Origin of the sequence: Alkaliphilus oremlandii OhILAs (assembly GCF_000018325.1) — a bacterium.
Classification (GTDB): Bacteria; Bacillota; Clostridia; order Peptostreptococcales; family Natronincolaceae; genus Alkaliphilus_B; species Alkaliphilus_B oremlandii.
The window spans coordinates 484,236-498,152 of record NC_009922.1 but is presented as its reverse complement, the minus strand read 5'-3'; the positions used below and the strand labels follow the sequence as shown (position 1 = coordinate 498,152).

The window sequence follows — 13,917 nt, the reverse complement described above, 5'->3', positions numbered from 1 at the left end:
CCCCTTTATCCTTGAAGGATTTATACTGGTAAATTACCATGTTTTTTAGCCGGTCTGCTTTCACGCTTACTGGCTAGCATATTCAATGCATCTGCAATTCGAATTCTCGTCATAGATGGCTCTATTACGTCATCGACAAAGCCTCTTTCCGCCGCTTTGTAAGGGGTTGCAAATTCGCCCTTATACGCCTCTATTTTTTCTGTCCTTGTGGCTTGCGGATCTTCAGCAGCTGCAATTTCATTTTTGAATATGATATTTGCTGCTCCCTCAGGTCCCATTACTGCAATTTCAGCCGTTGGCCAAGCAAATACCATGTCTGCACCTAAATGCTTGCTGCCCATTGCTAAATAAGCACCACCGTAAGCTTTTCTAGTAATTAAAGTTACAAGAGGAACCGTAGCTTCGCTATAGGCATATAACATTTTAGCTCCGTGACGGATAATTCCGCCGTATTCCTGGCTGGTTCCCGGTAGAAATCCTGGAACGTCCTCTAGTGTTAGTACTGGTATATTAAAGCAGTCACAGGTTCTAATGAATCTTCCTGCTTTATCGGATGCATTAATATCTAAACAGCCTGCAAGTACCTTTGGCTGGTTCGCAATAACACCTACGGATTGACCATTGATTCGGATAAAGCCTGTAATCATGTTCTGTGCATAGTAGGGCTGTACCTCGAAGAAATCGTTGTCATCGGCAATAGCTTGGATGATTTCTTTCATATCGTATGGCTTATTTGGATTCTCTGGTACAATTTCGTTCAGCTCAGGGATGATTCTATTTAAATCATCTGCTGAATAGACTTCAGGAGCCGCTTCCATATTGTTTGAAGGTAGGAAACCAAGTAATCTTCTGATTTCAGCGATACATTCCTCATCATTAGCCGATACGAAATGTGCAACACCACTGGTCTTATTATGCGTCATTGCCCCACCTAAGCTTTCTGAGCTCACTTCTTCTCCTGTAACGGATTTGATAACCTGTGGACCTGTAATAAACATTTGGCTGGTTTTATCAACCATGAAAATAAAATCTGTAAGTGCTGGAGAATATACGGCGCCTCCTGCACAAGGTCCCATAATTGCAGATATTTGCGGCACGACACCGGAAGCGATGGTATTTCTATAGAAAATCTCGCCATAGCCTGCTAAGGCATCGACAGCTTCTTGAATTCTAGCACCACCGGAGTCGTTTAATCCGACGATTGGAGCACCCATCTTTAATGCTAAGTCTTGAACTTTACATATTTTTTTTGCATGCATTTCACCAAGAGAACCACCCAATACTGTAAAGTCCTGGGCATAAGCGTAAACAGGTCTACCGTCTACTAATCCATAGCCCGTTACAACACCCTCTCCTGGAATTTCAATTTCATCCATACCAAAGTTTACGCATCTGTGCTTAACAAAAGCATCCAGCTCTACGAAGCTTCCCTCATCAAATAAAAGGTTGATTCTTTCCCTAGCGGTCAGTTTGCCTCTTTCATGCTGAGCAGCGATTCTCTTTGCCCCGCCACCCTCTTCAACTTTAGTCTTACGCTGCTTAAGGTCTTCTAATTTGCTCATGGTCATTCCTAGTCCTCCCTTTCACTAAGTTCAACTAAAACCCCACCGGTACTCTTTGGATGGCAGAATGCGATTCTTGCTCCACCTGCTCCATATCTCGGTGTTTCATCAATCATCTTCACGCCATTTTCTTTCATTTCTTCAATAGCCGCTTCAATGCTGTCGACTCTGAAAGCAATGTGCTGGATACCTTCTCCTTTTTTTTCAATGAATTTAGCAATGGGGCCATCCTCCGCTGTAGACTCTAGAAGCTCAACCTCAGTATCCCCTACTGGTAAAAACGCAACCTTTACTTTCTGCTCTTCTACTACTTCTGTACCAACACAATCTAGACCTAAAATATCTTTGTAAAATTTTAATGCTTCGTCTAGATTTTTTACGGCAATTCCAATGTGATCCACTTTTTTAACATTCATATACCCATCCTGCCCTTCTATCTTAATATTGATTATGCATTATTTTGTCCAATATTTTTTCACTGGCACTATAAGGATCCATATCTCGATTAGCAACCAGCTGAGATAAAGTGTATATATTATTTTTACTTTCAGAATTACCCAATATCTTTTTCATGAGCTCTTGCTGGGTCAGTTCCAGAATCTCCATCTCACTATTTTTAATTCTTCTTTGCATCAAATGGCCTGTGGACTCTAAATATGCTCTATGCTTCTTTAAGTCCTCCAGTAGCTGATCCACGCCTTTATTATGAATCGCAACAACTTCACAAACAGGTGGTCTCCATTCACTGTGGTTGAAATCTAGGGACATTTCAATTTCAACCTTCGTTCGAGCAGCTCCGTCTCGATCTGCCTTATTAATAGCAAATACATCCCCAATTTCCATGATCCCTGCCTTAATAGCTTGAATATCATCGCCTAAGCCAGGTACCATCACCATGAGTACGGTATCTGCAGCTTTTACGATATCGACCTCCGATTGCCCTACCCCTACAGTTTCTATAAATATGTAATCACATCCGTAAATATCTAGTATCTTCGTAGCGCCCAGGGTGGCTTTAGAGAGTCCTCCCAAATGTCCTCTCGTTCCCATACTTCGAATAAAAACATCTGGATCTGTATACAGATCGGACATTCTTACTCGATCTCCCAGAATAGAGCCGCCTGTAAAGGGACTGGTGGGGTCTATGGCAATAATCCCTATCTTTTTTCCTTCTTTTCTCAGAGCCTTCGCCAATTTATCTGTGAGGGTACTTTTACCTGCTCCTGGTGGCCCTGTAATTCCAACTACCTGAGCTTTCCCTGTATGTTGGTACAGGTCTTTTAGTATATCAATTGCTTCTTTATCATTATTTTCGAACATGGTAATAAGACGTGCCGCTGCACGCTTATCACCGTCTAAAAGTCTTTGGGCTAAACTCATAATGACACCGCCTAATTTATATTCAACTCAAACCCTATTCTATGACTACCGTTTTAAATTATTCTTAATAAAATCTATGGTCGTAGCTGTAGGCGTTCCCGGCGTAAATATTTCTGCAATTCCGTTTTCCTTTAAAAATGGTATGTCTTCGTCAGGGATCACACCGCCGCCGATCACTAGAATATCATCGTAAGCGCCTTCTCCTTTTAAAAGTTCAACGACTTTTGGCAATAAGTGATTATGTGCACCAGATAAAATACTTAGTGCAACAACTTCAACGTCCTCCTGTATAGCAGCAGCTACGATTTGCTCCGGTGTTTGTCTTAGTCCTGTATAAATTACTTCCATTCCTGCATCTCTTAAAGCTCTTGCAATCACCTTTGCACCACGATCGTGTCCATCTAACCCTGGCTTTGCTACCAATACTCTAATAGGTCTTTCCATGGATATAAGCCTCCCTTAAATATAGTATAACACTTGCTCGTATTCAGAAAATAACAAATTATATGATAACGCTTTGTTGATATTCACCAAAGACATCTCTCAACACACCACAGATTTCTCCTAGGGTTGCATAGGCACGCACTGCATCTAAAATAAACGGCATTAAGTTGGAAGTACCTTCAGCAGCTTCTTTTAAAGATGCCAATTTCTCAGCTACTGCAGCGTTGTCTCTCTCCTCTTGAAGTTCTTTAATTTTTTGTTTTTGTAATTGTCCAACAACAGGGTCCACTCTTAGCAGTCCCTTTGGAGAAGCTTCTTGTATTTTAAACTTATTCATACCAACAACAACTCTATCGCCACTTTCAATCTGTTTTTGGTATTCATAGGAACTGTCCATAATTTCTTTCTGTATAAATCCTTTTTCTATAGCCTTTGGTGCACCACCTAGCTCTATGATCTTATCGATATATGCCATGGCCTCTGCTTCGATCTTGTTTGTTAAGCTCTCTACATAATAGGAACCTGCCAAAGGATCGATTGTTTCCGCAACACCACTTTCGTGTGCAACGATTTGCTGTGTTCTTAAAGCGATTCTTACAGAGTCCTCTGTAGGAAGGGCAAGAGCCTCATCTTTCGAGTTTGTGTGTAAGGACTGAGTTCCTCCAAGTACCGCCGCTAAGGTTTGGATTGCTACACGAACGATATTGTTATCTGGCTGCTGTGCTGTTAAGGTACAACCTCCGGTTTGGGTATGGAATTTTAACTGCATAGACTTTGGATCCTTTGCACCGAAGTGATCCTTCATGATCTTTGCCCAAAGTCTTCTTGCCGCTCTAAATTTAGAAACCTCTTCTAAAAGGTCATTGTGAGCATTGAAGAAGAAAGAAAGCCTTGGTGCAAATGTATCTACATCCAGCCCTGCTTTAATAGCAGCTTCAACGTAGGCGATACCATCCGCTAATGTAAATGCAACCTCCTGCACTGCCGTAGAACCTGCTTCTCGAATATGGTATCCTGAAATACTGATGGTGTTCCACTGCGGTACTTCTTTTGAGCAATATTCAAAAATATCGGTAATCAATCTCATAGAAGGCTCTGGTGGAAAAATATATGTACCTCTCGCAATATACTCTTTTAATATGTCATTTTGAATTGTTCCTCTCAACTTGTCAGAGGATACACCTTGTTTCTCTGCAACCGCAATATACATAGCTAATAACACTGAAGCTGGTGCATTAATGGTCATGGATGTACTGACCTTATCTAAAGGAATGCCATCAAATAAAATTTCCATGTCCTTCAACGAATCAATAGCAACACCAACCTTCCCTACCTCTCCTTCTGATAGAGGGTGGCTGGAATCATATCCAATTTGGGTTGGTAGGTCAAAAGCAACGGATAATCCAGTTTGCCCTTGCTCTAATAAGTACTTATATCGCTTATTGGATTCCTCTGCTGTAGCAAATCCAGCATATTGTCTCATGGTCCAGAAACGTCCACGATACATGGTAGGCTGAACGCCTCTCGTGAATGGAAACTCTCCAGGAAAACCTAAGTCCTCTTCGTAGTTAAAGTCTGGAATATCTGCTGGCGTGTACAGTCTTTCTACTTCCTGATTAGAACCTGTCACAAACTGTTCTCTTCTTTCTGGAAACTTCGCTAAAGCTTTCCCAACTTTTTTTTCATTCCAGTCAGCCTGTTTTTGTTTCAAATTCTTAATATTTTCTTTTTCAAACATTTCTTTTCCTCCTCATTTTTTGAGTTGAAGTATTTAAATATATTCTTTCAATTTTCAGGTCCACTACTGCATTTTATGCACTGTTATGTTGTATGAAATTAAGCATATAAACTCTTTTCAAAACCAAACTTTTTTATAATTGCAATTTTTGTTTCATAACTTGCAAAACGTGAATTATAAATTGCAGTTCTACCTGTATTCTACAGGTTTTTGGCAATAGTTGCAACTTTTTTTCTACAAATTACACAAATTTTACAACAATGATATCAACCTTTTAGATCTATATCGTTCTGCTCTATACTTAATTTAAAGCTTCTTTATTTAAATTTTGTGTAGCAGAAACCTTCAATATATCTCCTCATCATATTTTATATTTTATAACCTTTTCATTTACTCCTTTGAAGAGGCAATCAGGTCACTTATATCTCTAGATTGATTTTTATCGACTTTCATGCTTCCAGTCTTTAAAAATCGATCGTGCCAAGAAAGAGCTTCATCCAATAAATGTGGCTGATATTTAAATTTAGTTTTTTCTGCTCTCTCTAAATAATCCATAAGCATATCCCTGTAATCTGGATGGGCACAGTTTTGTATAATCTTTCTCGCTCTTTCCCTAGGAGATGTGCCCCTTAAGTCTGCTAGCCCTTGTTCTGTAACCACCACAGAAACATCGTGCTCTGTATGATCTATATGAGATGCCTTAGGTACAATAGAAGATATTTCTCCATTTTTTGCAGTAGAAACGGTAGTGAATATAGATAGATACGCATTCCTAGTAAAATCTCCTGAGCCTCCGATTCCATTCATCATTCTTGATCCCATAATATTGGTGGAATTTACATGTCCATATATATCTACCTCTATCGCCGTATTCATTGAAATTATGCCTAAGCGTCTTATAACTTCTGGATTATTACTAATTTCCATAGGTCGTAATATACAGTGTTTCGCATAATGCTTCATATTCTCATGTAATCTTTTAAGTCCCTCTATTGATGGTGTTAATGCAGTTCCAGAAGCTATCGTCACCTTACCAGCATCAATTAAATCGAGCATAGAATCCTGTATCACTTCGGTGTAACAAGTGAGATCTTTAAAGTCAGAGTTAACTAAACCTCCTAGTACAGCATTCGCCACAGATCCTACTCCGGACTGTAATGGCAATAAGTTTTTAGGTAGTCTTCCCTTACGCACTTCGTATTTTAAAAAATCAATAATATGTCCTGATATCAGTTTTGAAGGTTCATCTATAGGTCCCAGTGGTCTTACCTTATCCGGTATGTCCGTAAAAACAATAGCCGCTATCTTCTCTGGGGGGCATGGAATATAATGAGTACCCACTCGATCTCCAGTTTGCTCTATAGGAATCGCTTTTCTATAAGGAGGCTTTTCAGTCATATAAATGTCATGCATACCCTCCAATTCCATGGGCTGACTCATGTTGATTTCAACAATTACCATATCAGAATTTTTTATTGCTTGAGGCATCAGACCGATTGACGTAGTAGGTATGATGCCGCCTTCTTCGGTTATTGCTAGTGCCTCAACCAACGCTACATCGATTTTTCCAAAAAAACCATAATCAATAAATTGAGTAACGTGGCTTAAATGCATGTCTTGATAGCTAACCTGTGATTCATTGATGGCATTTCTTAAATCATTGTTGGTCTGATATGGATACCGTCTCTTCATTACGCCACACCTAGTCAGTGCTCCATCCAACTCGTCCCCTACGGAAGCACCACATAGTACTGTTATGCCTATAGCTTCTCCTTCATTCACCCTTTTTTCCAATGCAAGAGGGACAGCCTTTGGATATCCCGAAGGTGTAAATCCACTTGTAGCTACTATCATTCCATCTTTTATTAGCATAGCTGCAGATTCCGCTGACATAACTTTTTCTTTAAGGTCATCTTTTCTAATTCTATCTTTCATATTAAAACCCTCCTAGCTTATAGTTTTTTACATGAAAATTAACACAATTAATTTCATAAAAATAGATACACCGATTTATAGCAAATCAGTGTATCTAACTATTGGATATCTACTAATAAAACAAAAGGGAGTTTTGCTTTCATAGATAATAGAGTTAAATTATGAATTCAATTAATTTTTTATATTTGTTAAACCTCTACAGGACCTTCCTCCAAGATTATCTTAAGTTTATCGTGACATTTCTTAATAGAGGATATTAGCGATTTTTTTACAGTTCCAAAATATCTTTCATTAATTGCTTTTTCTATTTCCTCAAATCTTAAAATGTTTTTTCCTACGAGCAATTTATTCACCAGATTTTTTGCTACACTCGTCACCAGAGTACAATCTGCATCAAGAATCTCGCCAGTATTTTTATCCACCAGAATCCCCACAGCTATAACTTTATATAGTTCTTCTGCTGTGGTGCCCATAGGCAGCTTAGCATAACCACTTATAAATATTTCAAAAGGCTCCATACAATGATCCCTCCTATTTGGATTTCTATCTACTATATATTCTATCAATAAAACATAGAAGTCGGAATGAGAACTTTATTTCCATCACATCGGTAACTTATGTAGTATTATTGTAAATAGCACCATTCCCAACAGTGCAAATGGATATACAGCACCATAACCCGCTGCTGGATCGTCACTGTCTAAGGCATCAATAGCAACCCCTAATCCTGGTGTAGAGGTCATTCCTCCACATATGGATCCTGCTAGCATAATCCAGTTTAATTTAAATACATATCTTCCGACTAAGAAACCTACAAGGATTGCTACCGCCCCTACAAATAAGGATATGATTGCTAAAGATGCTCCTGTACCCAAGATCGCATCAAAAACCTGATATCCATATCGTAGTCCTACAATGCCTAAGAAAAAGCATAGCGATAATTCCCTGACAATTCCCAATACTTTCATATCCATCCTAAAACTCATTGGTCCAATCTTCCCTATATAGCCCAGTATCAGAGATCCTATTAACGCTCCTCCCGTAGCCCCTAAGCTAAAATAGCCGATCATAGATCCTAAATATATCTCTATGATACCGATGCTATATCCAAAGAAACAGGCAAATGTAAATGCAACAATATCAAATTTAGTTTCAACAATTTCTTTACCTGCTTTAACCATGGCACGTGCTTCCTGCATTTCTTTATGGAACCGTTCTTTCTCTTCTTCTAAATTCATTTTAAAAATTTTAGGTAGAAAATTTATAGCCAGAATAACTATAATTACACCGAATGGATACCCTACTGCATATCCTAGTCCAATTCCCGATTCTGCGTTTTTAATAAATTGACTTTCTTGTTCATTTGTTAAAGAATCCAAGGATTCTTGATATACTTCTCCGGAAGGATCCAATATCTTCATGAATTTTTCTCGTTCCTGAGAACCTGCATCTCCAAATCCGTTCACCCTTACAGTTGCATGGTCTCTTGCTGTTTCAATAGCAGCCGCAAGGCCTGGCGAACTGGTTAATGCCCCTGTATACACCCCAGATACTTCGTAAGGATTATCAATAGGGCTAAGTAAAACCATACTATAAGTTGCTATTGCACCTGAAAGGGTAATTATAAAGCCTAGTACAACAAATTTAGAGCCATATTTTTTTATAACAGCCCCCAAATCTTTCGCAGCAAGCAAGCCAACTGCCACTACAAAGAAAACTAGAAATAAATTGAAGAACGTAGATGGAACAACGCCCACTGAAATCATACTCTTAGCTGCTTCCAATCCCTTCTGCCCCTCTTGAATCTTTATTCCATACCCATATACCGCCCATCCTATAAACAATCCAGTAAATAAACATCCTGATGCGCCAAAATTAAATTTCCCAATTTTAATGTTCCCTAGCAAAATCCCTGTAAACACTGCTACAAACATTAAAATATACGGGCTCATTATCCACCCTATTAAATCAAACCTAATTAAACCCAACATTTTTCTCCCCCTTTGTTTTTGTTATTTTTTTAACAATCTCCTATAAATAAACCCCTTTCTCCCCATCATCCTCTCCTTTCCATCCCTGTATTAAGGTACAAAAAAAGCCATAGAAATATTTCTATGGCTTTTTGATTTTCACTATAGAGAAATGGGAGTTTCCCAATAAAAATCCAGCTATATCACGTCTTTATATTCAATTTAAAAGAACCATCCATCTATTCTGTATATTAATATCTATTCTATATGTTTAAAAAAATTCCTTCATTATTTCCAAACTTTTTATTTTTTATGAAAGTATCATAAAGCTTAATGTCATTCTACTCCATCTATAAAAAGCAAGATCGTCTAAAATAAGCAACTTTCCTTATTTTAAGACGATCTCATTATTTTACTTTATTTTATCATCATTATCTAAATCAACCTTATTTTCTTCTTTGTCTAAAGTTAATGTGCTGTCTTTTTTTGCTTTTACAGCTGCATTAATTTTTTCCAAAGCTTCATCGACGGTATCCTCTTCCTCAATAGAAGCTTCACCACTGAATATGATTTCAAATTGGTCTGCATCTAATGTTTCAACCTTCAGAAGTGCTTTTGCTACAGTGTGCAGTTTATCCATATGCTCTGTCAATAGCTTCTCCGCTCTGTCATAAGCCTCGTCCACAATTCTTCTGATTTCACTATCGATTTCAGCAGCAACTGCTTCAGAGTAATTTCTTGTGGAATGGTAATCTCTACCGATAAATACCTCTTCGTCCGATCCAAAGCTCATGGATCCTAGTTTCTCACTCATACCGTATTTCGTTACCATGCCTTTTGCGATTGCAGTCACTCTTTGTAAGTCGTTTTGGGCACCTGTGCTAATATCATGAAGCACTAGTTTTTCTGCCATTCTTCCTCCTAAAAGTTCAACAATGCGCTCTTCCATTTCCTTTTTAGTTGCGTAATACTTATCTTCCTGCGGTAGGGTCATGGTAAATCCACCCGCTCTACCTCTCGGTATAATCGTTACTTGGTGCACAGGGTCTAAGTTTGGCAACAGTCTTGCGATAAGAGCATGACCTGCTTCGTGATAAGCCGTTAGCTTTCTTTCTTTTTCACTAATGACACGACTCTTCTTTTCCACCCCAACAATTACTTTTGTAATGGCTTCTTCTACCGTAGCCATTCCTATGACCTTTTGGCTCTTTCTTGCAGTGAGAAGCGCAGCCTCATTCATAAGATTTTCAATATCAGCAGGTGTAAATCCAGGAGTTCTTCTTGCAATAACCTTTAAATCTACATCTTCTGCCAAAGGCTTACCCTTAGAGTGAACCTTTAATATTTCTTCTCTACCTTTAATATCTGGTACACCCACCATAACTTCCCGGTCAAATCTTCCCGGTCTAAGTAGGGCAGGGTCTAGAATGTCCGGTCGGTTGGTTGCGGCTACAATAATGATGCCCTCATTTGCACCGAATCCATCCATCTCAACGAGTAATTGGTTTAGGGTTTGTTCTCTCTCGTCGTGTCCACCGCCAAGACCTGCACCTCTTTTTCTACCTACAGCATCGATCTCGTCGATGAATATAATACAAGGGGCACTTTTCTTTGCTTGCTCAAAAAGGTCACGTACACGAGAAGCACCAACCCCCACAAACATTTCAACAAAGTCCGAACCACTGATGCTAAAAAACGGTACACCAGCTTCTCCAGCTACAGCTTTGGTTAAATAAGTCTTTCCTGTTCCTGGAGGTCCAACCATTAAAATACCCTTTGGTATTCTAGCACCCAGGTCCATATATTTTTTAGGATTTCTTAAAAAGTCTACAATTTCTTGCAGTTCTTCCTTTTCTTCATCTAATCCTGCCACATCTTTAAAAGTAACTTTTCTTTTTTCGTCATCTTTATGAAGCTTTGCACGGCTTTTACCGAAAGACATCACACGATTTCCACCGCCTTGAGATTGCTGCATGAACACAAACCAAAACACGATGAATATTAATATCATAAGAGCAGATGGCAATAGATTGATAAACCATGGTGTTCCCGCTGGGGATGCAGCCTTAAGCTCAAGAGTTCCACTCTTTATCTGCGCATCGATCAACTCTGTAAATTCATTTTCATTAAATACCTCAGGTATAAATGACTTGAAATTGACCTTTGCGTTATCTATAGTCATAACTCCTTCTATGGAGCGATCAACCATATAAATCTCATGTACATCCTCTGCTAAAAGTGCTCTATATAATCTAGAAAATTCAACATCTACTGTCTGTTGGGGCTGACTTCCGAATTGTTGAACGATAATTAATAAAACTAAAAACAACAAAATATAAAAACTAGCCCCTCGAAAAAATTTTTTCAAGCAAAATCCTCCTCTCGTCTCTATTGCATAAATTACTACATTTTACTATTTTACCATAGTATATATTTAAAAACAACCGAAATACCTTCGCTAAATTACTCGGAATCTCCCCTATTAAAGGTTACTTCCAATATTCGCGTTGTTTTGTCCGTTATTTTATATTTCTCACTGATTCTGAGCCCAACGACCCACATAATCTCATTGCCATCACAAACTAGAGGCATCCGTTCCCTTTCATCTCGATCAATTTTGTAATCAATAAAAAAGTCTTTGAGCTTCTTACTGCCGGTTAGCCCCAAGGGATAGAACTTATCGCCTTCCCGTCTATTTCTAACGTTTAAAGTATTCTTAATCTGATCGTAGTCGAAGCATTTACAATATTTATCCCGAGAGATCTCTTGTGTCTGATTCCGCTCAAATACTCTAGCTTCAAAGGTTCCGTCTAATTCTTCCAGGTACAAGAAATCCTCTAGAGGCAGTTCATATTCGTATGCCCTGCTTTCCTCAGCTTCCGTAGTGAAGCAAAGGTTTTCATAGCTTATTTTAGCGATCAATCCCAAGGGCAGCGCAGTCTTTTTACCTGTCGCTCCTTTTTCCACAAGGTCCAATACATTCTGTACATGCTTATACTCTAATATTTCCTGCCTTCCCAGTAGCTGCTCTGCTGCTAGCCTTATCACCCTGGATTTAATTGCTGGGTGCAAATTCCTAATGGCCTCTAAAGGCAGCGTTAAACTGAATTCATTTTGATTCGTCATCAAGCCACTATAAATTTCTCTGGATTGCTCTTCAATGAAATCAAAATCTTCCTTCAAAATCTCCGCAGTTCGAACTAAATTTTCGATAATATTCGGATTATAATGTTCCTCTAAATAAGGAATAAGCTCCAATCTGATTTTATTTCTTTTATAGATGGATTCCAGATTCGTTTTATCAATTCTTGGTGAGAGCTGATATTTCTCGCAATATTCTTCAATGCTTTTTCTGTCCACACCCAGCAAAGGCCGAATAATCCTCCCTCGATTGATGTGGATGGCAGTTAATCCTTGTAATCCTGTTCCCCTTAAAAGTCTCATTAGCACAGTTTCTGCTTGGTCATTTTCATTATGGGCCACAGCGATTTTATTGGCGCCCACTTGTTCTGCAATTTCATCGAAAAATTCATATCGAAGAATTCGTCCAGCTTCTTCTGACGATAGTCCCTTTTCCTTTGCATACTGTGGTACATCCATACTTTTAATAAAGCATAGAATGTTGAGCTCCTCACATAGGTTGGCAACATATTGAGCATCCACTTGGGCATCAATCCCTCTAAAATTATGGTTCAAATGTGCACCATAAAGCTCAAGGTTATATTCTTCCCTCAACTGGTATAGGTTATGTAGCAAACAGACAGAATCTGGCCCTCCAGAAATCGCTACGATGATTCGGTCCCCCCACTCTATTAAGTTATTCTCATGAATTGTTTTTTTTATTTTATCTATCATATATATTCATCCTTTGTCCTTTACTTAAATTATTTCGGTGTCAGTAATAATATTCCTTCTTCATATACAATTCTCATAATATATTTATTGCACTATTCTATTTTCTCAAAATTAGTATCACAGTGTAGATAAAAAAAGATAAGCTACAGAAAAAATACACATTAATCTTTTTATCCCTGCTTTTATTTTTTCTCATAACTTCCAATGCTCTCTCTTTATTATATATTGTTAATAGTGTATTTGCAAAATCTTTAACTCCCTTTTTTTCGCCATTTAAAATAGGAATCAAACTTTCCTTCAATTCGCCATTTATTTTTTTATTCATCAATTCTTCTTTTACTCTATGGATCGATTTTACCTTGGGATTGAAGGTGAATTTTGCCAGCAACAGCTGCGTTAAAATCATGGCAGCACTAAAAATATCGTAGGACTCTTCGGCAACACGATGACCACATTGCCAACTAGCTCTATCATAAGCCGGTGTAAATTCTTTAATACCAGCATTTATTTTTACTACACCGCCTAGATCGATGATCTTGGTGACCTTGCCCTCTCCATTTACCATGATATTATCCAGCTTTGTATCTCCCAATATATACCCTCTTCTATGAATTTCTCCCATCACTTTTAATAAAATTATCACAATTCCTATAGATTCCGCTACGGATATACTTCTATTTTTTCTATATTCATTCAATGTAATACCTGGAATATACTCCATCAGTAAAAAATAATAGATTTTATCCCCCACATGCATATCGTCTATTTCATAAACCCTTACAATGGTATCGATTGCTTCGAATTTTTTTAGAAGTTCGTATTCTCGGTTGAGCGATAAATTATCTTCGCTGAGCTTTAAAGCGTAATTTCTGCCATCTAGGACATCTACCACTCTATATACAGCACCGATTCCTCCCTCGCCGAGTTTTTCCATTACTCGATAGGTCTTTTTATTCCATTTTCCTACAATTGTGGTGTTAGGCATTAATAAAGGTAGGAACATCATTACACCTCTTTTCAAAATATATAAAGG

11 protein-coding genes are annotated in these 13,917 nt (G+C 38.3%); all 11 read right to left on the bottom strand.

Annotated elements, in window-relative coordinates; translation table 11 throughout:
- Positions 1-20: 20 nt before the first annotated feature.
- The gene (gene mmdA, locus CLOS_RS02280; RefSeq protein ID WP_012158317.1) at positions 21-1,568 is read right to left on the bottom strand and encodes a methylmalonyl-CoA decarboxylase subunit alpha; all 1,548 of its coding nucleotides are present in this window, start codon (positions 1,566-1,568) and stop codon (positions 21-23) included.
- A 2-nt stretch (positions 1,569-1,570) separates the two neighbouring features.
- On the bottom strand, positions 1,571-1,978 hold the full coding sequence (gene mce / locus CLOS_RS02275) for a methylmalonyl-CoA epimerase (protein WP_012158316.1): 408 nt from the start codon (positions 1,976-1,978) through the stop codon (positions 1,571-1,573).
- 22 nt (positions 1,979-2,000) lie between these two features.
- Entirely contained in the window at positions 2,001-2,942 is a 942-nt protein-coding gene (meaB, locus tag CLOS_RS02270; protein ID WP_012158315.1) for a methylmalonyl Co-A mutase-associated GTPase MeaB, read from the bottom strand.
- Positions 2,943-2,987: 45 nt separating this feature from the next.
- A complete protein-coding gene (locus CLOS_RS02265) occupies positions 2,988-3,386 on the bottom strand; it encodes a cobalamin B12-binding domain-containing protein (protein ID WP_012158314.1) in 399 nt (132 codons plus the stop codon).
- A gap of 58 nt (positions 3,387-3,444) precedes the next feature.
- Entirely contained in the window at positions 3,445-5,124 is a 1,680-nt protein-coding gene (locus tag CLOS_RS02260) for an acyl-CoA mutase large subunit family protein (RefSeq protein WP_012158313.1), read from the bottom strand.
- Positions 5,125-5,514: 390 nt separating this feature from the next.
- Positions 5,515-7,059 carry an acetyl-CoA hydrolase/transferase family protein gene (locus tag CLOS_RS02255; protein ID WP_012158312.1) on the bottom strand — a complete coding sequence of 515 codons (1,545 nt, stop codon included), beginning with the start codon at positions 7,057-7,059 and terminating at the stop codon, positions 5,515-5,517.
- A 188-nt stretch (positions 7,060-7,247) separates the two neighbouring features.
- Positions 7,248-7,577, bottom strand: a complete 330-nt coding sequence (locus CLOS_RS02250; RefSeq protein WP_012158311.1) for a DUF3870 domain-containing protein — start codon at positions 7,575-7,577, stop codon at positions 7,248-7,250.
- Positions 7,578-7,661: 84 nt separating this feature from the next.
- Positions 7,662-9,050 (bottom strand): aspartate-alanine antiporter-like transporter, encoded by a 1,389-nt coding sequence (locus tag CLOS_RS02245; RefSeq protein WP_012158310.1) that lies wholly within the window; start codon positions 9,048-9,050, stop codon positions 7,662-7,664.
- A 391-nt stretch (positions 9,051-9,441) separates the two neighbouring features.
- Positions 9,442-11,397, bottom strand: a complete 1,956-nt coding sequence (ftsH, locus tag CLOS_RS02240; protein WP_012158309.1) for an ATP-dependent zinc metalloprotease FtsH — start codon at positions 11,395-11,397, stop codon at positions 9,442-9,444.
- A gap of 95 nt (positions 11,398-11,492) precedes the next feature.
- The gene (tilS, locus tag CLOS_RS02235) at positions 11,493-12,884 is read right to left on the bottom strand and encodes a tRNA lysidine(34) synthetase TilS (protein ID WP_012158308.1); all 1,392 of its coding nucleotides are present in this window, start codon (positions 12,882-12,884) and stop codon (positions 11,493-11,495) included.
- Between the two features lie 97 nt (positions 12,885-12,981).
- Positions 12,982-13,905, bottom strand: a complete 924-nt coding sequence (locus CLOS_RS02230; RefSeq protein WP_198006314.1) for a serine/threonine protein kinase — start codon at positions 13,903-13,905, stop codon at positions 12,982-12,984.
- Positions 13,906-13,917 lie beyond the last annotated feature (12 nt).